The organism is Pseudoalteromonas sp. NFXS53 (assembly GCF_056629255.1).
The window spans coordinates 324710-348091 of sequence record NZ_JBWVBR010000001.1 but is presented as its reverse complement, the minus strand read 5'-3'; the positions used below and the strand labels follow the sequence as shown (position 1 = coordinate 348091).

Sequence of the window (23382 nt, the reverse complement as noted above, 5' to 3'; positions counted from 1 at the left end):
TGAATGTCATATTAGATGCCATTTTTTTACGGTTTAGACTGACTAATAAGTGAATGCGAATTAGTCGAAGTCATCTGTATAAATATTGGTATAAATTCACAATAAGAGTCGCTTTATGACCAGACAACAAACACAAAACACTAAGCCAAAATTGAGCTTCTGGCAGATCTGGAACGTCAGTTTTGGTTTCTTAGGCGTGCAGTTCGGCTTTGCCTTACAAAATGCCAATGCCAGTCGAATTCTTTCAGACCTTGGCGCAGATCTCCATTCTCTTTCTCTTTTTTGGCTAGTAGCCCCAGTAATGGGCTTGATCATCCAGCCTATCGTTGGTTCAGCTTCTGATAAAACATGGAATCGTTTAGGACGACGCAACCCATATATTTTAGCCGGTGGTATTGCCGCTGCATTTGGTATGTTACTGATGCCAAACTCTTCAAACATTGCCACCTTTATGACGCCGCTATTATTTGGTGCCATGATGCTGGCATTGATGGATGCCGCATTTAACCTAGCTTTCCAGCCATTCCGCGCGCTTGTTTCAGATATGGTATCTGAAGACCAACGTAACCTGGGTTATTCAATTCAGTCTTTCTTAATCAATATCGGCGCAGTATTTGGCTCTATTTTACCTTTCTTACTCACCAATGTGATTGGCTTAGAAAACGTTGCTGAAAAAGGTGAAGTCGCTCCTTCTGTTATTTGGGCTTTCTATATTGGTGCAACCGTTATGCTAGGTTCAGTGCTTTGGACTGTTCTTCGCACAAAAGAATACGCACCAGGTCAGAATGGTTTACCTGAACTGACTCAAGAAGCCGAAAAGCTGCCACTGGGTGAGCGTCTAGCTGGATTCTTTGGCTTAATGAAAACCATGCCTGAAACCATGAAACGCCTTGCCATTGTGCAGTTTTTCTCATGGTTTGCGTTATTCATTATGTGGGTTTACACCATGCCAGCCATCACCCAACACATTTGGGGTGTGGACGCTAAGTGGTTTGATCCTGACTACCTATCTCAAGTTGGCCAAGTGCCTGCGCATATAGCCCAAGCTAAAGGCACCGCTGGTGATTGGGTCGGTATTATGTTCGCTGCATACTCAGTTTTTGCCGCTATCGCGTCATTATTCATGGCAAAAGTCGCTAACCAAATCGGTCGTAAACTGACTTATTCTCTGTCACTTCTCGCGGGTGCTATCGGCTATATCAGTATCATTTTCTGGCAAGACAGTACGCTGACAATGGTTAACTTAGGCATAACTGAAATCGAAGTGCCACAAGGTGCTGTGATGCTAATGATTTCGATGATTGGTGTTGGTATGGCTTGGGCGGCGATTTTAGCCATGCCTTATGCCATTCTTGCTGGCAGCTTACCGCCAAAACAAACTGGCGTGTATATGGGTATTTTCAACTTCACCATTGCCGCACCACAAATTGTATCGGGCTTGTTTGCGGGTTGGATCTTAACCTCAGTATTCGACAACCAAGCCATTTATATCATGATGATGGCCGGTGGCGCCATGTTGCTTGCAGCATTGTCGGTTTATTTCGTGAAAGAGAATGGTTCGGTAAAGGCTGAAGCCACTTCGGAACAGGCTACGGCTTAATTTAAGAATCAAAGTGACGTTTAAAAGTTAAAGTTTATTTAGCGTTATCCCAAGTAAAAAGCCGCCAAGGTAATCTCTTTGGCGGCTTTTTTATAATTTATGCATTGACTGCTTTATACTGGGCTTCTGCCGTACTAACAAGACTGTCTAACAATAAGCTCAGGTTCTATCAGACGGCTTTCTACCGCTTTGCCTGCAATCATATCAAGCAACGCTTCGACCAATAACTCGCCTGCACGCTTGGTGTCTTGTTTCACCGTAGAAAGTGGCGGCGAGGTAAAGTTGGCAACAGCAATATCATCAAAACCAGCAACAGCAACATCTTCAGGAATGCTTAAACCATGCTCTTTTAAAGCGCGCATCGCACCAACTGCTATCAAATCACACGCTGCACAAATAGCATCAAACTCAACGCCTGAATCGAGTAATTTTTTCGCTGCATCATAACCCGCTTCTTCAGTATACAAAGCGTTTATTTGCAGCTTCTCATCAGCCTTAATATCATGCTCTTCAAGCGCTGCACAGTGACCTTTATATCGGTCGAAAAACTCTGGCGCATGGCTGGATGCTGTGCCCAAGAAAGCCAGCTTTTTACAGCCTTGCTTCAGCACATGTTGCGTTATTTCTTTACCACCTGCAAAGTTGTCACAACCAATTGCTGAGCCTTTAAGTTGATCTTCACCCACCCCCCAGCGAACATAATGGGTGCCTTGCGCAGACAGTTTTGTGAGTTTTTCAGCAAAGTCGACGTAGTCTCCATAACCCAGCAAAATTAGACCATCAGCTTTGTTACTGTCTTCAAAATCGGCATGCCAGTCGTTGCTCGCTTGCTGAAAAGAAACTAATAAGTCATAACCTCTGTCTGCACAGGCACGGGTAATACTGCCCAACATAGATAAAAAGAAAGGGTTAATGGCTGAGCCATCATCGGTAGGGTCTTCAAAAAGTAACAAGGCCAACGTATCACTGTGTTGAGAACGCAGGTTACTGGCGTTTTTATCAACTTTGTAATTTAATTCTTTGGCAATTTTTTGCACTTTTTCGCGGGTTTCTTGATTCACCAAAGGACTATTTCGCAATGCGCGAGAGACCGTTGATTGCGACACCCCAGCAAGGTAAGCGATATCGAAAGACGTTGCTTTTTTCACAGACAAAACTCGTAGTTAGACTCATGTAAGAATATACCTGAGTAGACCTTTTATGTGTAGTTAAAAGCACAGGATTGATTAGTAAAGTAAAAACGGTTCTTTGTTGTTTATTGTAGGTGCGGTTTTATTTCGCGCTGTGTAATGCAAATAGAAAAGCTTAGGGTAAACCAACGCCTTCAGGGAAAACCAACACCCTGCATTAATCGCCGACTGTAGGCACGACTTTATGTCGAGCAGTGTAATACAAATAGAAAAGCTTAGGGTAAACCAACGCCTTCAGGGAAAACCAACTCTCTGCATTAATAGCTGACTGTAGGCGCGACTTTATGTCGCGCAAGTAAGTACAAAAAAGCGTGAGGGAATCCACGCTTTTGTAAAGTAGTAATACTTATTTATGATTGAGGCTCTAGGTCAATTTCTTCTTTAACTTCATCATCCCCCAATGCCATCACGTCACGAACATTCTTTTGCACTGTGATTGCAGCAAAACCGCTTAATAAAAACGCCATTGCGTAAAAGCCTTTTTCGCTCAGTAACAATTCTGCGTTTACTAGACCCACAGTTAACAGTGCAATTGCAGAACCGGCAGCGGCCCAGCACATCATAAAATAAGGTTTTGAAATGGTGTGACCTTCCATTTTATCGCGGATGGTCTTTTGTAACGACACGAATGAAAACAGACCAAATAACAATACTGCTAGGTAGTAGCCTTTTTCATTCAATTGCATAGTGGCATTTGCTAAACCAATCAAGAATGCCGAAACACCCGCTACTAACATGGCAACTGACGCCATTCTAAAAGCTTTACTTGGTTTATTAATAAGTACTTGTTTATTCATGATCTGTGTCTCCATTAATCTTAAATTCATTACGTCTTGTAAGTGGCTTCAGTATTAGAGACACATTAAATTTAGTAAACCCAAACTATCAAAGGTTAGTATTTGGGGACTAAAAGTATTGTTTTAATAAACTTTTATACAGTTTTACTGCCTACTGGGTCCTGACAGAGGTCAGGACCCAGTTAGTTAACAAACCTTAAAATCACAGAAATGATTACTTTAAAGTACTCGCAATAAAACCCTGCATCTGTTCAAGCATTTGCTCGTAGTAAGGGTTAAAGGTTAAGCGCTGCAAATTTGGCATTGCTTGTAAGTTCTCTTCTGTTAACTCACCTAAAGTAGGTGAAGACGTTGTTTTGCAACTGGCAAATAGATCTGTACCTGTTAAATGCTCACAATTACGATAACTGCCTTGCCAACCATAATGCGGATTACTCGGCGCATTGGTTGGGGATGTGTGCGCTATATCAAGCACTCGCTTACAATAAACTTGCCCTTCGCATGAAAAGGTCGTGACGGTTTTTAATGAGTTAGGCAAGGCATTAAGTTGATCTACAGCTTTATTTGCATAGTAATAGACAAGTTTATCTTGTGATTGCGCTGCGCCATTTTGTGCATGCCAACGGGCAAGTATGTTTACCGTTGCATCAGTTTCGATGGTTTGGTCCACTTCGCTCGCCACCACAAAAAACGGTGTATTGCGCAGCCCTTTTAGCTTTTTCGGTTTAATTCGCTTCATAAGCGCATGAACTTGTGCGCCCGCATTGGCAGGGAACGACTCATACTTAGCAAAGTCGATATCAGCCGCTTCATCTAAATAATCTTTAAACCAACTGACGTATTTCGCTGCCCACGCCATATCCGCTTTAGCCTCACTGGCAGGTGACCATAACATTACCCCTTTAAGTTTTTGCAGCTCACTTTCGTTCAAGGTATTGCGACTCAAGTAATCAACAACCAAAGCACCGCCTGTTGAAAAGCCACCTAAATACACGTTATCGAAATCGTTAAGCATACTTTTAATGGCATACGATGCCGCCTGTCGCCAATCAGCTTGGTCAATATCAACTAGTGCTTCTGCAGCCGTACCGTGCCCAGGTAATAACAGAGTGCGCACCGATATACCCTGCTCTACAAATGAATTGGCTAAATCATGAAATAAATACGGAGAATCAGTTAAACCATGAATAAGTAATACCGCTGCTTTTTCGTTATCGGCTTTGAGTTCAAACGGGGCGATTAAATCTACAACCTGAAGTGGTTTATCTGCATACAAGCGTTTGCTGGTTTTTGTTTTAATTGGGCAAGGCATACTGGCTTTGGGGTTTTGCGCATTAATATGCGCGCGCGCTGCAGCCAAGTAATCTTGAAAAGGTTTGTTTGATGCAAAATTGAAGTTGATGCGCTGAACACCGCCTTTGGCAAATCGATAGGTGCCTGCTTGTTTAAACTTTTCGATTTGCGCAATGTCGTTATTAATTGTCACGCAGTTAAGCGAACTAGCGGCTTTAGTGGTAAACACATTGACCGCAAACACATTAGCTGAGAAGGCACTTATAGAGAAAACCGCAGCGCTCAACATCGCTTTATTGAAAATAGTATTAACTGACATGGAAAGTGTCCTTCTAATCTTGTGATTTATTGCGTCTAAACTGCTCGAATAAAGTTGGTTCCCATGCTCGCATCGCGAATAAAAGCCCCATATGTTTACGTTTCGAAATTGGCAGCGCTGAATCTTCTTGATTCAAGATCGCAGCCTCTTTAGTGAGCTGATTCAATTTACGCTGAATGATCTCAATGGAAGAATTGGAATAACGGCCACGTAAATAAAAACGGAAGCTATCTTCTTCATCAAACTTGCTCGCCATAAAACGATGCAGCACTTCTTGTTCCATAAATCGCTCTAATGGGCCATTTTTGATCCATCTGAAATCTTGGGCAATGAGGAGTTTATAGTGATTGTTTGGTAATAGTTGGATCAGCTTGATTTTATCAAGCCGTGCAAATAAGCGAATAAGCTCAAACTGGTCGATATCATATTGCTCAATAATGTCGTCAAACTGCCATGCATCACGCACACACACCGCCACCAGCAACAACTTAGGGTTATCAATAAGCTCTTGTTCTTGATCTAATGTCAGCTCTGTTAATTGGTTTTGTTGTTTCTCGGTGATGGTAAATAAATCAGACAAGCTAATCTGCAATAAATGACAGATCTCTTCTAGGCGTTGCAAAGTAAAGCTTTGTTGAGCAAAAATGCGTTTAATATTTGCCTCACTCATGTCGAGTTTTTCGGCAATGTCTTTGTACGTTAACTTTTGCTGTTTAAGCAGCATTTTAAGTGTATCGCTCACCTGCGAAATTTGGCTCATAGTATTCCTTATATTTATTACCAATGACTTTCAAAAGTGCATAGATGGCAAGAAAATCATTACCGCCAACAATCAAGCCAATTGAAAAAGCCAGAGTAAAACGCCTGATAGTTTAGGATTACTATACTTAGAGTTTCTTAAATTGCTACATCTAATAACTGAGTTTACGTAATTAAGCCTCTGGTCTAACTTGTATTCAACGCAAACAAACACAGTATGTTGAATTTTAAAGGACACCACTATGAAACGCATTTCTCAACTTTTCACATTAGGTTTAATTGCATTAAGCTCATTTGCATCACACGCAGAGTCGGCGTCAGAACATGCCAGCAAAGGCAGCCGCCACTCAGCACTTGCTAGCGCACACAGCACAACAGCCAGCGCCCAAGTGGCCAGTGGCGTTGTTGCAGTACCATTATTAGTTGTTGGCAGCACCGCATCAGCAAGCCAAGCTGTTGGCGAGTCACTAATCGATGCTGCGTCAGGCAAACATAAAATCGATAAGCATGAACCGCTCGAAATTACCGAGATCACCATTACCGTGGACCGCTCACCCGCAGAGCAAATGAAGAAGTCAGACAAGAAAGGCTAATTAAGCGACTTAACTCAAATACCTACCAAAAGCTGTAAAGCCCCTTTACGACTTTTAATCAAGGAGCACATTATGCGCTACTTTAAATCTCTCATTTTCACATTTGCTTTGCTGCTTTCTCTAAATACCTTTGCAGGCAGTCAGCAAAATAGCGAATCTAAATTTTCAGCCGAAGAAGTGGCTAAGTTTGCCAAATCCGTCGAAAAGTACGCCGCGAAACAAGGCGCCCGTGCGTTTATTATTGCGCGTTTAGGTCAACCAGAAAAAGACTTACCTCGCGGTTTTCAATTCACTCACACAGCTATTGCCGTCTACTCTCAAATCACGTTAGACAATGGCGACAAGGCTAAAGGTTATGCCATTTATAATCTCTATCAAAATGCCGATAACCCAGCAAAAAGTGCGTTAATGACCGACTACCCTGTCGACTTCTTCTGGGCCGTAGAGAGTCTAAAAGCTGGGATTATTATTCCCTCACCCGACTTGCAACTTCGTTTAATTGAAGCCATCTCATCAGGTAAAAACCAAACACTACATAACCCAAATTACTCGTTAATCGCCAACCCATTTAACAACCAATTTCAAAACTGTACAGAGCACACGCTGAATGTGATCAATGCTGCAATATACGAAACCGACGACATGATGCGTATTAAAGCCAATACCGAAGCCTATTTCACGCCACAGCCAGTGAAAGTCAGCCGCTTCAAATTGGCATTAGGGAATTGGTTTGCTAAAGGAGTGAGTACCGACGACCATGGGCGAAAGATTCAGACCACCAGCTTTACGAGTATTGGTCGGTATTTGCAAGAGTTTGGCTTGATTGAAGAAGCTGTGGTTTATGAGGGTGGCAAGGTGAGTAAGTTGTTTTAGTAGGTGCAAAATACACGTTGCGAAGCAAGGTTACTTTTGCGCAAGGGCGACGAGTGACCGAAACAAAGTTTCGCAGCACGAGGAGGTGAGGGTATGGATACCCGATGGGCGTAGCTACATGGATGTAAAACAACACAGATCTCAAAACTCTTTTTGTAGGTCGTCATTTATGGCGACATTTTGAGGTTAGTCTTCAATTTGACTCTTTGTCGCATTGGCGACGACAACCAAGGGGAGGCTAAGCATTTCAATTGGTTACTGAGCTGAGGTTAATCCCTGAAGCTTAGGCCTATCGGCATCCATGCCTCCACTTCCTCGCGCTGCGAAACTTCGTTTCGGTCACTCGTCACCCCCACGGCGCCCTTCATCACACTTATCGTGCAAAATACACGTTGCGAAGCAAGGTTATTTAACTGTTGTTAAAAATATCGATGAACGTACACGCCATGAAGTTACGTCCATGTACGAGCATAGCTAGGCTCGCATTGCCTAAATGGATTTAGGGACTTGGGATTTGTCGGGAACAAAAATCCCGCCATGCGAGCACATTACTCATCAATTCATTATTTTCAGGGTGTGATAAAAGGGAATTGGAGTTGTTTTCTGGTTTTAATTTAAAACTATATTGAGAATTATATAAATATAGAATTGAAGAAATTAGAAAGAATTCAGAATAGTTCTAGTAATCAAATACTATTTTTAATGATTCTGTATAAATAATTACTAAGAAAAGTACCATAGTAGGCCAGATAATATACTCTTTAAACTTATTAGAAATGAAAGGCCTTACTACCGGAGGGTAAACTTTATAAAACTCTTCGTAAAGAATAGGGGTTATTTCTGCTTGGATTGATTTAGCCATTTCCATTTTTTCTCGTAAAAATTTACTATATTCATCTTCAGAATTAAAATTTTTCCATGCAGGGGTTGTCGTTAAAATTTTTTTTATTTTGATAACTTCATTATTACTAACCCCTTTCAAGCCATAATTATTCAGTAATTTACTCTGACTTTTAATCCTATTAAGCTTCATCATTTGAATATTAAGAGTTATTTGGTCATGCTTACCTGACTTCAAATCTTCACAATAACCATGCCAGTCTTTCAAAGACTCAGTTAAGCAATCATCAATGCTGTTGACTAAACTTTCAAGTGCGCTCCTAGCTTCATTTCTGGAAGTTATGTGCCTACTAGTATCAAGGATTACATACCAACCAAATACAATTGGTAAAGATTTGATCAAGAAATCAAGCATTACTTACTGTTCTCAAATTCAAATTCAATTTCAGCTTCGCGAATATAATCTAGTATTTCTGACTTCCAATCTGCATGCTTAGTAACCAAAATTAAATGGGTTTTGATAAAATCTGGTGTTAATTTCTCAACTCTTATTAAGTTTGCGAAAGCCTCAACAATAAACGATGAGCCATATTCATCATTTACTCCATCGAGATGTACTTCTATTTTTTTACCTTCTTTTAAGTGTGGCAACAAAAATTCTTTTCGAAAATCTTCACCATTTCCTGGCCCATCCTCATGATATCTACCTAAAGGATCAAGCGTATAATCACTTACTTTAACTATCTCGCTCATTTAACAACCTCCATTAATTTAAATACAAACGCCATTGGACAATCGTACCCTTGATTGAGCCTTCAAACTCAGGAAGATGTGTATCAATTAATTCGTCATTACTCATTCTATAGTACACACCTGTATTACCGCTTAAAACTAACAGTTTATCATTGCAGTTTTTCATAAATTTGATCGGCTTAATTATATCCAAAGAGCCTTTTCCTCTGTCTGTTCTTCTAGTTGACGTTATGGATCTCTTCATAGCTTGTTTTATAAGATAAGCATCATCAGGAGAGCCTAATGGATATAGAGGCCTAATAGTAGCAGGAATTCCTAACCCTCTATCACAAATACCGATGTCCAGATATTCACCATGTTCGTCTATATCCTTGTAGAAATATGACCACCACTGCACGTCTAACAACCTGGTAGGTTTACCATAAGCATGATGAAAAACATTTAAACATGTCTCTTTTATTGCTGATGACAGTTTATCAGGTAACTGATCTAATTTTAGCTCTCTTTTGATAGCATCACGCAGCTGAGCTGCATTAGAAAGGTTGCCACAAACAAAATTTGAACGATTCCACAAACTAGAAAGTTTATTGCTTTTAGCTGCACTTAAAGCATCTACAAAACCAATATACTCCATCTCTTGTCTAAGTCTTTTGTCTTTTGGTAACTTAAAGGAGCAGATTTTTCTCGAACCATAATGTTGCCTACCTGATACCAATGCAAATAAATACAAAGCTGTTAAAGCGCATATAGCTGTGCATTCAGAAAAATCTAATAAAAACCGTCTTTTGTCTCCAATAGCTTCTAAATGCCTTACCAAATTAAATGTATTTTGGTTTACTGGTAAAGCGGTGAAGCTTAACTTTTCGTCTATAAAAATTTGATCCCTGTCCATTTCCACCTATAAACAACAATAAAGCCTTTTAAATTAATACTCTAACCCATATGAGGCATTAAAAGAAAGTAAAAAGCTCGGCGTATTGTATCAATCTAACAATGCAGAAGCATATCGAATTTTACATAGCCAAAGAAACTCATTCCAAAACAATACTATCAGACTTTACATCTTACAAACCTACCCATAAAGCTAACAAACAACACCCACTCCCCTTCTATCTCGCCTGAAAATAAGCAATTGATGAGTAATGTCAGCGCATGGATGCGCTGCAAGGCTGATTAAGTCCATGGATGGACTATTGAATCAATGGGGTCAGAGTCATTGATTTTATTCTTTTGATTAAAACCACTTCCTGATTTCTTATCTCGAAAATTCGCTGGATACAATCTTCCATAGTGCAACCTTAAACACAAACCCCACAGACAACTCCCCTCCCCCTTCTATCTCGCCTGAAAATAAGCAATTGATGAGTAATGTCAGCGCATGGATGCGCTGCAAGGCTGATTTAGTCCATGGATGGACTATTCAGCCGTTTACGTTCATATCAATTGTTGATTTGAAGAAACAGCGAGATAGAGGGGCGCCGTGGGAGTCCAGAGGGCGGTCGGCGGCAGCCGCCCTTTGGTTGCCGTCGCCAACGCGACAAGAGGTTAAATTGAAGGCAGCTTTTAAACCTGTCGCGCTAAAGCACGACCTACAAAATGAGCTCTTCAAAATAGTGGCATGGATGCCGACTGACAAAGGCTTCAGGGATGATTTTCTGCTCAGTATAAAATAGAAATACTTAACCGCCCTTTGGTTGCCGTCGCCAACGCGACAAAGAACAAAATTGAAGGCTAACCCAAAATGTCGCCATAAATGACGACCTACAATGAAAAAGTTTAGAGTTGCATTACTTCCAAGCAGCTTGGGTCCGGTTCGGCCATTCAAATCACAATGCTAGTCTTGCTTCGCAACATATATTTTGCACCTTACTCCTCACACGCGGCTAATAACTTCTCCACCAACTTTTTATCAGTCAACGACTCCGACAAAGCCACTGCGCCAATCATAGTTGCGGCTTCTTTAAGTGCTTCTGCTTCTGTTAGTCCTTGTGACTCTATATATTTCACAAAGCCTTTAAACACCTTTTCGTAAGTTTCTCTGACTAATGGCTCACGCTGTCTGATGTCTGAAATCAACAAAGCTATCGGGCATTGCTGATTATCTTTCAAGGCTGGGTCTTGCCCTTGCTGTAAATAATTATGTTGCAGGCTTGCAAAACCTTGGTCGCAACCTTGAGTAATGCTTTCTCTTGCTTCAAAAGCGGCAACCACCAGCGCTTGATTATATAAGTCGGCCTTTGACTTAAAGTGCGCATAAAAGGCACCACGCGTCATGTTTGCTGATTTCATCACATCATTGATCCCCACAGCATCAAAGCCCTTTTCGACAAAAAGCTTGGCAGCGCAGATCAGAATTTTCTCTTTGCTTTTAGTTTTATGCGTAACATCCCAAGGCATAGCTATTCCTTAAAATATGATCTTGAACATATTGTCGTTGCAAATAATATCGAGTGCAACCATTCAGAAAAGGAAAGTAAAAATGAACACACTCAAGATTGTAGGCCCTGATTTTTCAACATTTGTTCGCTCAATTGAGATGATCTGTAAATTAAAGTCATTGCCCTACACGTTGCAAAACCAGTGGCAAGGTGAAGATGTTACTTTGGGTTCCGAGGGGCTATTAAAGCTTCACCCTTATGGCAAGGTGCCGGTATTAATTGATGGTGATTTCATTTTGTCAGAATCTAATGCCATTGCTCGTTATCTAGATACACTTGCAGGCCCAAGCGTGTTTGCCAGCGACACAAAACAAGCTGCCTTAATTGATGCTTGGAGTAGCATGCTGTCGATATATGGTTATCGTGATTTGATCTCTTTGTATGTTTTAACCTTAAAGTTTCCAGCAAATCAAGATGGAACACCTTGTTTAGAAGCCTTGGAAAAGGGAAAGCTGGCAGCACATTCAACATTAAAAATATTGGCAGCAAAATATAATTCGCAAAGTAAAAAAACTAATTGGTTTTTAGGTGAGCTCTTCACTTTAGTTGATGCGATTTTACTGCCAATGCTTGATTACATTAATGCTTTAGAGGGCGATTTAAACTTGCTAAATCAATACCCTGAACTTAAGCGGTATTATCAAGCCGCCTTTGAATATCCTCACTGTGCTGAAGTATTGAGTTTTAAGAATTAAGACCAGCTGTTCAAGAAAGCGATAAAATAGATGAGTTAAAGGCAAACTCCAAAATGTCGCTATAAATGACGAGCTACATGACACTTAAAACAGCTTTTAAGTGTCATGTAGCTCATACTCATAAGGCACTTTCCTTTCGACTATGTTATTCACTCATTTCTGTTCTTGGCCATTGCCACGCATACCAAATAGTCAATGCCGATAACATAACTTCTAACCCGGTCAGATATAAATAAAACCCCCATGTGGTTTCGAGATTTAGCCCAACCAGCAAAATAATGAATAAAGCGGGGATGATGATATTAAGCCAACGATTAATTGTCGGTTTTAATGCTAAGGTCAGAAAGATCATTACGCTGGGGATCGACATCAATAAAGCGATAGCAAAAAACTTGGCTTGTAAGCTTGCGTCATCAGGGCTTACTTCTAATGCTTTAGATATGACGCCGGGTACATATACTTCAATATAATCGCCGTAGACATAACAAAACATCACCGCCACCCAAAGTGCTGAGAGTTTAAGTTTTATGTTAATTTTAATGTCTTCAAAGCCGCTTGCTATTTGACTGCTAGGTGTCATTGTTCACTCCTTTTGTCTTGAATCATTGTTTTGCGGTATCAATTGCTGAGACTAAAAATATAATTTATAAAGAGTTATGTCGTCCGAGACTAAAAGCGCGGACACTTATTAAGTGTCTAACAGTGCTAAGAATAAATGGAATGAAATAAAGGAATAAACTGTGACCGACCCCGTTGTGGTGTTTTTAACCTTACTGATTGTGGGCCAGACTTGCTTAAGTGTGCCGCTGCTGCTTGCGCGTGCAAAAAACCAAGCAACCTATTTGCACTTAGCGTTACTTTTGTTTTGCTGTGGGGTACTCGCAATGAACAACATTGTCATGCAATCACTCCCCCAGTGGTATCACATTTATACTGTGATGGCGTTTCCAACGTTATTCATGCTTTGCCCTTCATTGTGGTTTTATGTAAAAGGCATAACAGCCCAGCAAACGTTTATTTGGCAGAGAAAACATGCTCTGCATTTTGTTTTGCTTGCTCCGGCAGTCTTGGTTTCAGGCATGATGTTATTGTTGCCCGAAGCAAGTCACAGTGCCATTTTTATAGATGATGGAACCGCCTCTACTCCACTGGCCAAAACAATTATTATTAGCTTATTAATCATGATGTTGCTTTGGCTTGCTCAGTGCGTTTTTACGCTTTATTTAATCGTGAGGCGTTTGAAAGACTATCGAGAGTGGTTAAAGGATTTCTTCTCAAATAATGAGCATCATGACTTAAAGTGGTTCAACTGGCTGATGTATTGTGCAATCAGTTTTTGGCTGCTGTCTCTTGTCAGTGTGTTTTCATCAAGCTTGTTTAACGCATTTTTATTCAGTGCCAGAACAGAGGCCTTTATCACTTTATGCTTGTTATGGAGTTTGGCTCACTTTGGTTTACAGCAAAAACCAGTTTTACTCGTCTTCAATGAAGCAGATACACAAGACGCCCTATTAGAGAATAAACTTAGCGCTGAACAATCCGCTCTTGAAGCGACAGCATCTGAGCTTTTAAACACACAGCAACTTGATACCGCTAAAAAGTATCAACGCTCGGCACTGAACTCAGAACAAGCCAGCCGCATTGCCGAGAAGATAAATACCGCGATGCAAGAGCAGCACCTGTATTTAGATCCGAGCTTAACGCTACACAAACTCGCCGCTCACTTAAGCATTTCACCTAATTATTTATCACAAACTTTAAATGAAACCTTAGGTATTAATTTTTTTGATTATGTAAATCAATGGCGTATAGAAGCCGCCAAACCTAAAATCATCGCTAATAAAGATACGGTGCTCGACATTGCACTCGACGTAGGGTTTAACGCCCGTTCGTCTTTTTATAAGGCGTTTAAGCAAGTCACGGGGCAAACGCCGAGTGAGTATAGGAAAGTGAACTAGAGCCTTTGTGTTAAATGTTGTCATTGATGACGAGTTACATTGAAAAGAAAGTTTAGAGTTCAAGTTTGGCTAAACGAAGTACATAAAACCAACAGGCAAATCCCCTTTCTATCTCGCCTGAAAGTAAGCAATTGATGAGTAGTTCAGAGACCTTCGAACTGATACTTCAGAGGTGAGTTTGGGAGCTACTTTTAATTGAATGACGCAGCCGCCCTTTGGTCGTTGTCGCCATAAATGACGACCTACAAAAACTGTCAGACTCAAAATTTGCTAAACGAAATACACAAAACCAACAGGCAGCCCCTACCCCTTCTATATCGCCTGAAAGTAAGCAATTGATGAGTAATGTCAGCGCATGGATGCGCTGCAAGGCTGATTTAGTCCATGGACGGACTATTCAGCCGTTTACGTTCACATCAATTACTTATTTGAAGAAACAGCGAGATAGAGGGGCGCCGTGGGAGTCCAGAGGGCGGTCGGCGGCAGCCGCCCTTTGGTTGCCGTCGCCAACGCGACAAGAAGTAAAATTGAAGGCTAATTTAAAATACCTCAACTACAGCTAAAATGGCTAATTTATGGTTGCGCAAAAGTAACTTTGCTACGCAAAGTGTATTTTGCACGGTATTTAACAAAATATATACAAATGAATATTCTCATGATAGCCTGTCCCCGTTTTTATCTATTAATTTGTTAAAACACGGATAGGGGTTGAATGAAGGAAATCGAAAGAAAGCGCAGTGCTGAAAGCTTTAAGCTTCATGTGCAACGTTCACTACGGCAAATGCGGCAAAGTAAAGGCATGTCACAAGCACAATTGGCTAAAAAAATGATATCCAATGTTGATCAATCTACGATAAGTAATTGGGAGTCTGGCAAAAGTGAAATGACCATGACACAACTATTAGATGTGTTATTCATATTCGGTGTCGATCTTGATTCTTATTTTTCGTTTTTAAGGAGAGATTAAATGGAAGCATTATCAGAATATTTAGATCTTATAAATTACCTACCTTTTCTTATCGCTACTTTTGCATTGATTCATAATTGGAGCAACATAGGCGCTAGATGGCTACTAATTCTAAGTCTAACCGTTGCATGTTTTGAAGAGTATACTCAAACATACGCTATTCATTGGACAACCCATTATTATGCATGGGCTATTTTCTTTAATTTTTTATATATATTCCCAATTTTGTTCAGAAAAAGAATAGCACATAAAATTTACAATATTACAGGTAATAAGTTTTTTTATGAAGCTACTAAACTAAAGTTTAGTCCGCAGGAAGCTGCAATCATGCTCCTATGTTTAATATCTGTAGCTGGTCATGCTATAAGTTATGTAGAAGTTTTCTTGTATAAAAGCTTCTTAATTGATGTAATGTATTTTAAGAACTATATCTTAGCAAAACTTCAGCTGATACTACATATATTAGCGACTTTAGCTATTCTATCACTTTCTTTTAGATTCAAAGGATTAAATTATGCAGCGACTAAAGCTTAAAGATTTGGAACGGGTTACTGCTGGTATTGGTGGTATAGGTGGCGGTATTTCTCCACCTAAAGATCCACCTCGCGGCGACAAAATTGACCAAACTAAAAGCGCCGACGGTAGCTACCAACCAGCGACTTTGCCTGTCGAACCTGACGAAGGTTAATTTAGTCTTTACTAATTAACTCAATCACCTAAATAAACCCTGATTTTCAGGGTTTATTTGTTTTATTCCCACCAAAAAGTCCTTACACTAAATGACTCGTTCAGTTGACGTGCACCCTGCGCGATTAGAATGCCTGAACTGATAAAAAATCTAACTATAAAAATAAAATGAAAATACATTCGTTCAACAGCGATGTTTCAAGGAAGTAATATGGCTTTAAAAAGACTGTTATTGTTAAGCGCATTTCTAGTTGGCTGCAAAGACAATAATGAACAAGCAACACAACCTAATGCACCTCTTTCAGTGCAGGCAACCCCTGATACAGCTGTAGCTGACAGCAACAAAGATGTAGCTAATACTGAATTACCAACAGAGATTATCACTGAGCCTGAGCCGCTTGAAACTCCGCCTCAAATCACAACGTATACGTTAAAACGCGGCCAAACCATAACCCATGTTTTAAAAGAAGCCGGATTCAGTTTGTCGCAAATTTATGCGCTAGCCCGCGACATAAAGCCTCATTTTGATTTTAAGAAAATTAAATCTGGGACTCAGTTCGATGTTGTCACGCATACAGTAAATGCGCCAGTTAAGGCCGCTGAAACAATGACTGATGCCGACATAAACAGCAACGAAACCGCAGACACCGACACAGTAAAAGAACAAAAGCACCTTCGCTTTGCCACCAGCTATGGCGAATTAATTGAAGCCACATTAATTGATAACACTTGGCAGTTGTCACCTCTTTCAATAGAGGTGAGACAGCGCCGCTTCAGTAAATCATTTGAGATCAGTCAAAGCCTTTATAAAGCGGCGAGTCAGGCAGAGATCCCTGCCAATGTGATCAACAGTGCGATTTTAGCCATGTCTCATTTTGTCGACTTTCAACGTGAGATCAGAACTGGCGATAAGATCACATTAAACTTTAGCCAATCAAGGGTGCAACAAGACGCACATTTATTTGAAAAGTTTAGTGCCCCGCAAAAACTCGTTGCCATAGAATTTGTGAACAACAAAGACGTTTATCAGCTCTACCAGTTTGAAGACGCCTATTACTTTTCAGATGGGAAACTGGCGCAAAACTTTTTAATGAAAACACCGCTCAATGGCGCGCGACTCTCATCGTCTTTTGGTAAGAGAAAACACCCTGTTTTAGGCTACACTCGCCAACACAAAGGCATTGATTTCAGTGCCCCAACTGGTACACCTATTATGGCGGCTGGTAAGGGTAAAGTACTCAAAGCCAATTACAGCAAAAGCTTCGGTTATCGTGTTTTATTAGAGCATCATGGCGGCTATCGCACCTTGTATGCGCATTTAAAAGGGTTCGCAAAAGGCATTAAAAAAGGCGCCAGTGTAAAACAAGGGCAAATCATTGGTTACTTAGGTAATACCGGTATGTCTACAGCCCGTCACTTACACTATGAAGTGCATAAAAATGGCAGAGCAATTAACCCATTAACCATGAAGCAACCAAGCAATATTCAGTTGAAAGGCGAAGAGTTAGTGGCATTTAAAACGCATATTCAAGGAGTCAATCAAAGATATGCGGCCATTAGCAACAGCGATACCCACATTGCCGAGTGATCACCCCATGCATCTCAATCATAAGCGACAAGGGTTGAGAAAAACTCACTTAGTTTGATTTGTGCTTTAAGGTATAAATAAATACCTAAATAAGGTGCAAATCAAACAAGGATAGCCCGTGAACAGAAACCTCGCCTACGATGGCCTTCGTGGCTGGCTGCTTATCATTATTGCCTGTAATCATTTATACGGCAGTTTTGTTACTGAGTTCACCCGTACTCCTCTTGGCTTTGTTTCTGCCGCTGAAGGTTTTGTGTTTTTATCTGGGTTTGTGGCGTTCTTGGTTTACGGTCGTTTGGTTGAACACCCAACTCGTTTAAAACAAAAAATTTGGCGCAGAAGTGCGACCATTTATGGTTTTCACCTTTTTGCTATTTTCTGCACTTTTTTGCTTGTTTGGCTATTTCCGTTGTTTCAGCCCATTTGGACTGATTTTTTTAATGCCGGTAACTGGTTTATCTCATCTATGCAAAGTTTTGGCTCTGCCATTGTCTTGCTTGAACACCCAGGATTTCACGACATTCTGATTTTATATTTGGTGCCAATGATATTCTTACCTTTCGCAATTTTGGCGATTAAACAAGGTAAAGCATATTTAGTGGGTGCTTTATCGTGCTTAGTCTGGCTACTGGCACAATTTATTAGCGCAGATTTTCTGAGCGCTCCGTTTAATGCTGTTTTTAGTGATATAAAACTCAATGTCAGTTATTTCGACCCATTTGCATGGCAAATTTACTTTTATATGGGGGTTATTCTAAGCCACCTAAAGTTTGATAAAGGCCATACGTTTGAGTTTCCGATTGCGATAAAAACCTTCTTGCTCACCTGTATTGCCGCACTCTTTATTATTAAGCATGGGTTCCCTGACCTAATGCAGCCTTATTTTGTAGGCCATGGCAGTGCATCTTTGGTTTATCAAGCTAATCTGCTGCTTGCAGCTTATTTGGTTATGCTGCTAATGCGAAAATGCGCTTGGTTGTTCACTCTAAAATACCCTGTTTTTCTTGGCCAACATGCCTTGCCTGTGTTTTCATTTCACTGTGTTGCCATCTATTTTATTTTGCCCGCAACAAACCCGTTCACTACACAAAATTGGTATTGGGATGTTTTAGCCTGTGTCGGTTTTGTGTTACTGCTCGCACTGCCAGCAAAGCTAGATGCCATTTGGCGCAATAAAATAAGATCAGTTAAAAATGGTACAAACGCATCGCCTTGCGAAATATCAACTCTCAAGTAACGCAAACTTTTATGCAACTTCACCTTAATTGGCATTGTTATTTACCATCAAAAATGCCCCGACTTATTAAAAGCGCGGGGTTCAATAATCTTAATTTCAGAAAAATATAAATCACTTGTAACTCACACAAGTAGTGCAAAAGCAAAATGGCTTCTGGAGAGAAGCCATTTTTTTGCTGAAAGTTAATGCCAGTTATCACTGTCTGGCTTTATCAAAGAGAAATATATCTTGATATACCCTATTCATATCGTAATGCTGTGATTGGTCGCTCTTTTGCAGCAATAGCCGATAAAGAGCCTACCGTTACCCACGCAATCACAAAGGCCAAAGTCGTTGCAACAGCAAATGGCAATATTGATAAATCAATACGATACACAAAGCTGTTTAACCACTCTTGCATAATGAAGTAAGCAGCAGGCCAAGCAATGATGTTGGCAATCAACACCTGCTTTGAGAACTCTTTATTGATCAAGATAACAATGTCTAACACAGATGCGCCTAGTACCTTACGAATACCAATTTCTTTGGTACGGCGTTGTGTGGTGAACGATGCAAGACCAAATAGCCCTAAACACGCAATGAAAATAGCCAGTAATGAGAACAGGTTGAATACAATGAATTCTCTGTCTTCTTGCTGATACATTTGGTTGAATCTATCGTCTAGATAGTCCAATGCGATCGGTTGCTCTGGAACAAATTTGCTCCAGGTTTGCTCAATGTAGTCACGAACTTGTGCGGTGTCGCCTGTGTATTTAATCGACATATTGTAACCATTGTTATGGTTTAGCAAGTGATAGGTCGGCGCCACTTCTGTTTTTAAAGACGAGAAATAATAGTCTTCTGTTACACCTACAATGGTCGCCGTGCCTTCAGAGGTACGAGTGAATAATACTTTAAACTGTTTACCTACCGCTTCTTCAGGGGTGTAGCCCAATGTTTTAGCGGCTACGCTATTAATGACCACACTAAACTCAGGGTTTGGGTTTTCTTCTGAAGGTCGAGAAATTGCATCTGCAGTAAAATCACGGCTGAACCCTCGGCCACTCAGTAACTTAATATTGTAAGACGAGAAATAATCTTCATCGACTGCCAGCACAGGCATAAGCTGCATCTCTTTCGTTGCAGGATGAATTAAGCCCATAGCATCTGTCAGAGAGCCTGTTGGGAAGCGTGATGTTTTGGTGACGCTGCTAATATTTGGGTTCGCCAATAATTGCGTTTTAATGGCATCGCGCTGTGGGCTGGCTTCTGTGGTATATAAACCACGCAGTATAAAGGTATTCGACTTGTCATAACCTAGGTCGATGTTGCGCGCATAACTTAACTGTAAGCTTGCTACCACGGTTGCCACAATCAAGATAATCGCCACACTGAACTGAAAAACGACTAGACCTTTGCGCAGCAACGCGCCGGCTTTACCTTGGGTCACTTCACCTTTCAGTACTTTAGCAGGTTTAAAAGCGCTTAAGTAAAACGCAGGATACGCACCTGAGATCAGCCCGACAAATAAACCCAGAGATAACAAAATAGCCACTGTGCCTAAATCGAAGTAGTTAAATGCCAGCTCTTTGCCAATAAAATCTGCGAAGATAGGCAAGGTCGCCTCAACCAGTGCAATTGCAATGAATAAAGCAATGTAGCAAAGCATAATAGCTTCAACCATAAACTGAGTAACTAAGCTGTGCTTCTTCGCGCCTAGGGTTTTACGTACCCCGACTTCTTTTGCGCGTTTAGTCGCCGTTGCGGTAGACAGGTTCATAAAGTTCACACACGCAATCAGTAGAATAAGCGCGGCAATAATACTGAATGAATAGACGATATTGATGTCGCCATTTTCTTTCATTTCACCGTAAAAGTTAGAGTTTAAATAAATATCGCTAATATTGATCAGGGTATAATGAAGCGCCTCGCTTAGTCCTTTACTCACATGATTTTCTAAGAAATCAGGAAATCCAGCTTCAAGGGTTTTGATATCTGTATTCGGCGTAAGCTGAAAATAAGTCAGATAGTTAAAGCTTGGGTTTTGATCCCAATTTGGGTTTTGTAAAAACTCAGGGGCAGTACCCATACTAATTAGCGCCGAAATATCTAAGTGAGTACGTGTTGGTAAGTCTTTAATTACCCCAGTGACTTTTAAACTAATGCGATTAGCTAACATCAGGGTTTCGCCCATCACATTGGTGCTAGAGAAATAGCGCTGTGCCGCCGACTCTGTCAATACCACAGAGTTGGGTGCAGCAAGGGCTGTTTGCGCATCGCCTTGTTGCATTTCTAAAGAGAAAAACTCAATCGCATTGGCATCGGCTAGATTAATGCCATCATCACTAAAATGTGTATTGCCAAACCCTAAAGTGGCACCGATTTCACGTAGTCGAGTTGCTTCTTGGATCTCATCAAAATTTGCCGAAAAACGTTCAGCGTTATATACCGAGCCTTGTGCAAAATGTTGTGCAGGCGAGCCTGGCACTGTCATCTTTAATGACGTACGGTAAATGTTTCCGTGGCCTTTAATGTGTTTATCGTAACCTAACTCAGACTCAACAAAGATTGCCATGCTGATACAAATCGCCAAGCCAATAGCTAAGCCAAGAATATTAATACCTGAGTAAAGTTTTTGTTTTAACAGATTGCGATAGGCAATGATCAAATAGTTATTAAGCACAACGCACCTCCTGCATATTTTGTGACACGATATGACCGTCTAATACATTGATCACACGGTGCGCGTAATTGGCATGGTGATCTGAGTGGGTAACCATCACGATGGTTACGCCTTCACGATTTAATTGTGCAAGCAACTTCATAACCTCTTCACCGTTTTTTGAATCTAGGTTACCTGTTGGCTCATCGGCCAAGAGCATTTTTGGCTCTGCGACAATGGCACGCCCAACCGCTACCCTTTGCTGTTGACCACCTGAGAGCTGCTGCGGGTAGTGATCTTTACGGTGCGCAATGTCGACCTTTTCTAAAATTGCCAATACGCGCTGCTCACGCTCTTTTTTCGCTATGCCTTGGTAAACCAATGGCAGCTCAACGTTTTCAAAAACAGTTAATTCATCAATTAAGTTAAAGCTTTGGAAGATAAAGCCAATGTTGTCTTTTCGAATGTCGGCCAGCTTATTTTCGGTGAAGCCACTGATGTCTTTACCATCAAAAATGTATTCACCTTGGTCGATATGATCGAGCATGCCGACGATATTGAGTAGCGTTGATTTACCCGAGCCAGACTGACCCATAATGGCCACAAACTCACCACGCTCTACGTTCAGCGAGACGCTATCCAGTGCATGTGTTTCGACTGATTCTGTGCGGAATATTTTGCTAATGTTAGTTAAGTTGATCATCTGTTTAGTCCTAATTCTTTTTTAATTTTTAAATCTTTCTAATTGTTCATTGATGACGCACGTTTACTGCGTCAGCTTTAAAGTCTGCATGTCGATAAAAGTGCTGTAGCTTGAGGTGATGACTCTGTCGCCCTCGTTTAATCCCTCTAACACTTCAATGAATTTGTTATTGCGCTGGCCTAAGCGAACTTGTTTGCGAACTGCAACATCACTACCTTGCTCGATTACAAACACCCACTTACCTGCGGTATCTTGAAAGAAGCCACCATTTGGGATCATTTTGGCTGGTTTTGCATCGGCAAGTAGTAACTCCATCTGTAAAGTTTGGCCACGACGAATACGCTCAGGTAAGGCATCGTTAAAGGTTAAATCGACTTCAAAACGACCATTGCTTACCTCGGCATAAACTTTTGCCAGTGTCAGTGTGTAATCTTGACCTTGGTGGGTGATTTTTGCGGTTTGACCAGCAAATACACGGCCCAGATAAAATTCATCAATTAACGCGCTGACCTTGTACTCTCCGACAATATCAACCTGACCTAAACGTGAACCACGCGATTTTGACTCACCCAGCTCAGCATTGAATGCGGTTAGCTGGCCGTCAATCGGTGCTTTGATCACTAGGTTTTCAAGGTTTTTACGGGCAAAGCTTAAGTTCTTATTAAGTTGAGCAACACTGTCTTCAAGCTGAGCAATTTGTGCGGTACGAATTAGCTCATCTTGCTCTTGCTGTTCAATTACCAATGTGCGGCGATCTTTTAAATATTGTGTGCGGTCGATCACGGCTTTTAATTCGTCTTGCGACACTAAGTTGTTCGCCACCAGCTTTTTATGCTGAGCTAGTTTGCGTTCACTCTGTTTAATCTCGAAATCCAGTTCTAATAAGTTGCGCTTTAGATTTAAACGGTTTTGGTCGATGGCTAAACGGGTATTGTGTAGGTTATTTAACTGCTCAGAAATTTGTGCTTCACGAGAGATAACATCAAGCTGTAACCCTGTGTTACTCAAAGCTAAAATCTTATCGCCCTTTTTAACCATCGCGCCTTCTTCTACAAAGCGCTGCTCTACACGGCCACCCTCAATGGCATCTAAATACACTGATTTACTCGGAGTAATGTTGCCGCGTAGTGGGATCATATCGGTGAATTCACCACGAGTGACTGTGCTTATCTTTATTTTGTCCATTTCTAGGTTATAACGACTACCACTGCTGTTCGCCGTATTGCTTATTAAAAAATACGCAATGGCAATTGCAGGGACTGCCAACCACCATGCTTTAAATGTGCGTTTTTTGCTGATCACTTTATCCATTTCTAACATCCTAATCGTTTAGATTTGTTAGATATAAGACAATTACTGTGCCAAAATAAAAAATACATATATAACAAAGACTTATAACTTTGAGTGCGATTTAACACAGATAAAAGTGTAAAACTTTAAAACACTTGGTG

General features: G+C 40.8%; 22 protein-coding genes. 10 read left to right on the top strand and 12 right to left on the bottom strand.

Annotated features, from left to right (window positions below):
* Positions 1 to 115: 115 nt before the first annotated feature.
* Complete coding sequence (locus tag AC1HJP_RS01435) at positions 116 to 1600, top strand: MFS transporter (RefSeq protein ID WP_480359872.1); 1485 nt, start codon at positions 116 to 118, stop codon at positions 1598 to 1600.
* Positions 1601 to 1734: 134 nt separating this feature from the next.
* On the opposite strand, the gene AC1HJP_RS01430 is transcribed toward AC1HJP_RS01435, so the two are convergent.
* From AC1HJP_RS01430 to AC1HJP_RS01415, 4 genes are all read right to left on the bottom strand, one after another.
* Entirely contained in the window at positions 1735 to 2748 is a 1014-nt protein-coding gene (locus AC1HJP_RS01430) for a LacI family DNA-binding transcriptional regulator (RefSeq protein ID WP_480359870.1), read from the bottom strand.
* 392 nt (positions 2749 to 3140) lie between these two features.
* On the bottom strand, positions 3141 to 3587 hold the full coding sequence (gene yiaA, locus AC1HJP_RS01425) for an inner membrane protein YiaA (protein WP_480359868.1): 447 nt from the start codon (positions 3585 to 3587) through the stop codon (positions 3141 to 3143).
* A 214-nt stretch (positions 3588 to 3801) separates the two neighbouring features.
* A complete protein-coding gene (locus tag AC1HJP_RS01420; RefSeq protein WP_480359866.1) occupies positions 3802 to 5199 on the bottom strand; it encodes an alpha/beta hydrolase in 1398 nt (465 codons plus the stop codon).
* Positions 5200 to 5212: 13 nt separating this feature from the next.
* The gene (locus AC1HJP_RS01415; protein ID WP_480359864.1) at positions 5213 to 5959 is read right to left on the bottom strand and encodes a helix-turn-helix domain-containing protein; all 747 of its coding nucleotides are present in this window, start codon (positions 5957 to 5959) and stop codon (positions 5213 to 5215) included.
* Between the two features lie 241 nt (positions 5960 to 6200).
* Between AC1HJP_RS01415 and AC1HJP_RS01410 the strand changes: the two genes are divergently transcribed.
* Together AC1HJP_RS01410 and AC1HJP_RS01405 are read left to right on the top strand one after the other, a co-directional pair.
* Positions 6201 to 6551: a hypothetical protein gene (locus AC1HJP_RS01410; protein WP_480359862.1), complete on the top strand. Its 351-nt coding sequence runs from the start codon at positions 6201 to 6203 to the stop codon at positions 6549 to 6551.
* Positions 6552 to 6623: 72 nt separating this feature from the next.
* Positions 6624 to 7424: a DUF2145 domain-containing protein gene (locus AC1HJP_RS01405; RefSeq protein WP_480359860.1), complete on the top strand. Its 801-nt coding sequence runs from the start codon at positions 6624 to 6626 to the stop codon at positions 7422 to 7424.
* Positions 7425 to 8103: 679 nt separating this feature from the next.
* Here AC1HJP_RS01405 and AC1HJP_RS01400 read toward each other — a convergent pair.
* From AC1HJP_RS01400 to AC1HJP_RS01385, 4 genes are all read right to left on the bottom strand, one after another.
* Positions 8104 to 8679, bottom strand: a complete 576-nt coding sequence (locus AC1HJP_RS01400; RefSeq protein ID WP_480359858.1) for a hypothetical protein — start codon at positions 8677 to 8679, stop codon at positions 8104 to 8106.
* The gene (locus AC1HJP_RS01395) at positions 8679 to 9017 is read right to left on the bottom strand and encodes an STAS-like domain-containing protein (protein WP_480359857.1); all 339 of its coding nucleotides are present in this window, start codon (positions 9015 to 9017) and stop codon (positions 8679 to 8681) included. Before AC1HJP_RS01395 ends, AC1HJP_RS01400 begins: the two co-directional genes overlap by 1 nt.
* 13 nt (positions 9018 to 9030) lie before the next feature.
* Positions 9031 to 9909, bottom strand: a complete 879-nt coding sequence (locus AC1HJP_RS01390; RefSeq protein WP_480359855.1) for an ATP-binding protein — start codon at positions 9907 to 9909, stop codon at positions 9031 to 9033.
* 974 nt (positions 9910 to 10883) lie between these two features.
* On the bottom strand, positions 10884 to 11414 hold the full coding sequence (locus AC1HJP_RS01385; protein ID WP_480359853.1) for a TetR/AcrR family transcriptional regulator: 531 nt from the start codon (positions 11412 to 11414) through the stop codon (positions 10884 to 10886).
* 82 nt (positions 11415 to 11496) lie between these two features.
* Between AC1HJP_RS01385 and AC1HJP_RS01380 the strand changes: the two genes are divergently transcribed.
* The gene (locus AC1HJP_RS01380) at positions 11497 to 12150 is read left to right on the top strand and encodes a glutathione S-transferase family protein (RefSeq protein ID WP_480359851.1); all 654 of its coding nucleotides are present in this window, start codon (positions 11497 to 11499) and stop codon (positions 12148 to 12150) included.
* A gap of 145 nt (positions 12151 to 12295) precedes the next feature.
* Here AC1HJP_RS01380 and AC1HJP_RS01375 read toward each other — a convergent pair whose 3' ends face one another.
* Complete coding sequence (locus AC1HJP_RS01375) at positions 12296 to 12730, bottom strand: DUF6326 family protein (protein ID WP_480359850.1); 435 nt, start codon at positions 12728 to 12730, stop codon at positions 12296 to 12298.
* Positions 12731 to 12890: 160 nt separating this feature from the next.
* On the opposite strand from AC1HJP_RS01375, the gene AC1HJP_RS01370 reads away from it, so the two are divergent.
* The 6 genes from AC1HJP_RS01370 (at position 12891) to opgC (ending at position 18587) form a co-directional block, all read left to right on the top strand.
* Complete coding sequence (locus AC1HJP_RS01370; protein WP_480359848.1) at positions 12891 to 14108, top strand: helix-turn-helix domain-containing protein; 1218 nt, start codon at positions 12891 to 12893, stop codon at positions 14106 to 14108.
* 712 nt (positions 14109 to 14820) lie between these two features.
* A complete protein-coding gene (locus AC1HJP_RS01365) occupies positions 14821 to 15075 on the top strand; it encodes a helix-turn-helix transcriptional regulator (RefSeq protein ID WP_138479151.1) in 255 nt (84 codons plus the stop codon).
* Positions 15076 to 15609 (top strand): hypothetical protein, encoded by a 534-nt coding sequence (locus AC1HJP_RS01360; RefSeq protein ID WP_480359845.1) that lies wholly within the window; start codon positions 15076 to 15078, stop codon positions 15607 to 15609.
* On the top strand, positions 15590 to 15763 hold the full coding sequence (locus tag AC1HJP_RS01355; protein WP_480359844.1) for a hypothetical protein: 174 nt from the start codon (positions 15590 to 15592) through the stop codon (positions 15761 to 15763). The genes AC1HJP_RS01360 and AC1HJP_RS01355 overlap by 20 nt, the downstream gene beginning before the upstream one ends.
* 210 nt (positions 15764 to 15973) lie before the next feature.
* A complete protein-coding gene (locus AC1HJP_RS01350; RefSeq protein ID WP_480359842.1) occupies positions 15974 to 17350 on the top strand; it encodes a peptidoglycan DD-metalloendopeptidase family protein in 1377 nt (458 codons plus the stop codon).
* Between the two features lie 118 nt (positions 17351 to 17468).
* Complete coding sequence (gene opgC / locus AC1HJP_RS01345; protein ID WP_480359840.1) at positions 17469 to 18587, top strand: OpgC domain-containing protein; 1119 nt, start codon at positions 17469 to 17471, stop codon at positions 18585 to 18587.
* Positions 18588 to 18825: 238 nt separating this feature from the next.
* Here the strand turns inward: opgC and AC1HJP_RS01340 are convergent, their stop codons facing one another.
* The 3 genes from AC1HJP_RS01340 to AC1HJP_RS01330 form a co-directional block, all read right to left on the bottom strand.
* Entirely contained in the window at positions 18826 to 21249 is a 2424-nt protein-coding gene (locus tag AC1HJP_RS01340) for an ABC transporter permease (RefSeq protein WP_480359839.1), read from the bottom strand.
* Positions 21242 to 21931, bottom strand: a complete 690-nt coding sequence (locus AC1HJP_RS01335; protein WP_480359837.1) for an ABC transporter ATP-binding protein — start codon at positions 21929 to 21931, stop codon at positions 21242 to 21244. Before AC1HJP_RS01335 ends, AC1HJP_RS01340 begins: the two co-directional genes overlap by 8 nt.
* Positions 21932 to 21994: 63 nt before the next feature.
* Positions 21995 to 23242, bottom strand: coding sequence for an efflux RND transporter periplasmic adaptor subunit (locus AC1HJP_RS01330; protein ID WP_480359835.1), 1248 nt, complete (start codon positions 23240 to 23242; stop codon positions 21995 to 21997).
* Positions 23243 to 23382 lie beyond the last annotated feature (140 nt).

Bases quoted from the DNA above. Each gene is read 5' to 3' on its own strand.
- AC1HJP_RS01435 (WP_480359872.1), top strand. From the start codon at position 116: ATGACCAGACAACAAACACAAAACACTAAGCCAAAATTGAGCTTCTGG.
- yiaA (WP_480359868.1), bottom strand. From the start codon at position 3,587: ATGAATAAACAAGTACTTATTAATAAACCAAGTAAAGCTTTTAGAATG.
- AC1HJP_RS01420 (WP_480359866.1), bottom strand. From the start codon at position 5,199: ATGTCAGTTAATACTATTTTCAATAAAGCGATGTTGAGCGCTGCGGTT.
- AC1HJP_RS01415 (WP_480359864.1), bottom strand. From the start codon at position 5,959: ATGAGCCAAATTTCGCAGGTGAGCGATACACTTAAAATGCTGCTTAAA.
- AC1HJP_RS01410 (WP_480359862.1), top strand. From the start codon at position 6,201: ATGAAACGCATTTCTCAACTTTTCACATTAGGTTTAATTGCATTAAGC.
- AC1HJP_RS01405 (WP_480359860.1), top strand. From the start codon at position 6,624: ATGCGCTACTTTAAATCTCTCATTTTCACATTTGCTTTGCTGCTTTCT.
- AC1HJP_RS01400 (WP_480359858.1), bottom strand. From the start codon at position 8,679: ATGCTTGATTTCTTGATCAAATCTTTACCAATTGTATTTGGTTGGTAT.
- AC1HJP_RS01395 (WP_480359857.1), bottom strand. From the start codon at position 9,017: ATGAGCGAGATAGTTAAAGTAAGTGATTATACGCTTGATCCTTTAGGT.
- AC1HJP_RS01390 (WP_480359855.1), bottom strand. From the start codon at position 9,909: ATGGACAGGGATCAAATTTTTATAGACGAAAAGTTAAGCTTCACCGCT.
- AC1HJP_RS01385 (WP_480359853.1), bottom strand. From the start codon at position 11,414: ATGCCTTGGGATGTTACGCATAAAACTAAAAGCAAAGAGAAAATTCTG.
- AC1HJP_RS01380 (WP_480359851.1), top strand. From the start codon at position 11,497: ATGAACACACTCAAGATTGTAGGCCCTGATTTTTCAACATTTGTTCGC.
- AC1HJP_RS01375 (WP_480359850.1), bottom strand. From the start codon at position 12,730: ATGACACCTAGCAGTCAAATAGCAAGCGGCTTTGAAGACATTAAAATT.
- AC1HJP_RS01365 (WP_138479151.1), top strand. From the start codon at position 14,821: ATGAAGGAAATCGAAAGAAAGCGCAGTGCTGAAAGCTTTAAGCTTCAT.
- AC1HJP_RS01360 (WP_480359845.1), top strand. From the start codon at position 15,076: ATGGAAGCATTATCAGAATATTTAGATCTTATAAATTACCTACCTTTT.
- AC1HJP_RS01355 (WP_480359844.1), top strand. From the start codon at position 15,590: ATGCAGCGACTAAAGCTTAAAGATTTGGAACGGGTTACTGCTGGTATT.
- AC1HJP_RS01350 (WP_480359842.1), top strand. From the start codon at position 15,974: ATGGCTTTAAAAAGACTGTTATTGTTAAGCGCATTTCTAGTTGGCTGC.
- AC1HJP_RS01335 (WP_480359837.1), bottom strand. From the start codon at position 21,931: ATGATCAACTTAACTAACATTAGCAAAATATTCCGCACAGAATCAGTC.
- AC1HJP_RS01330 (WP_480359835.1), bottom strand. From the start codon at position 23,242: ATGGATAAAGTGATCAGCAAAAAACGCACATTTAAAGCATGGTGGTTG.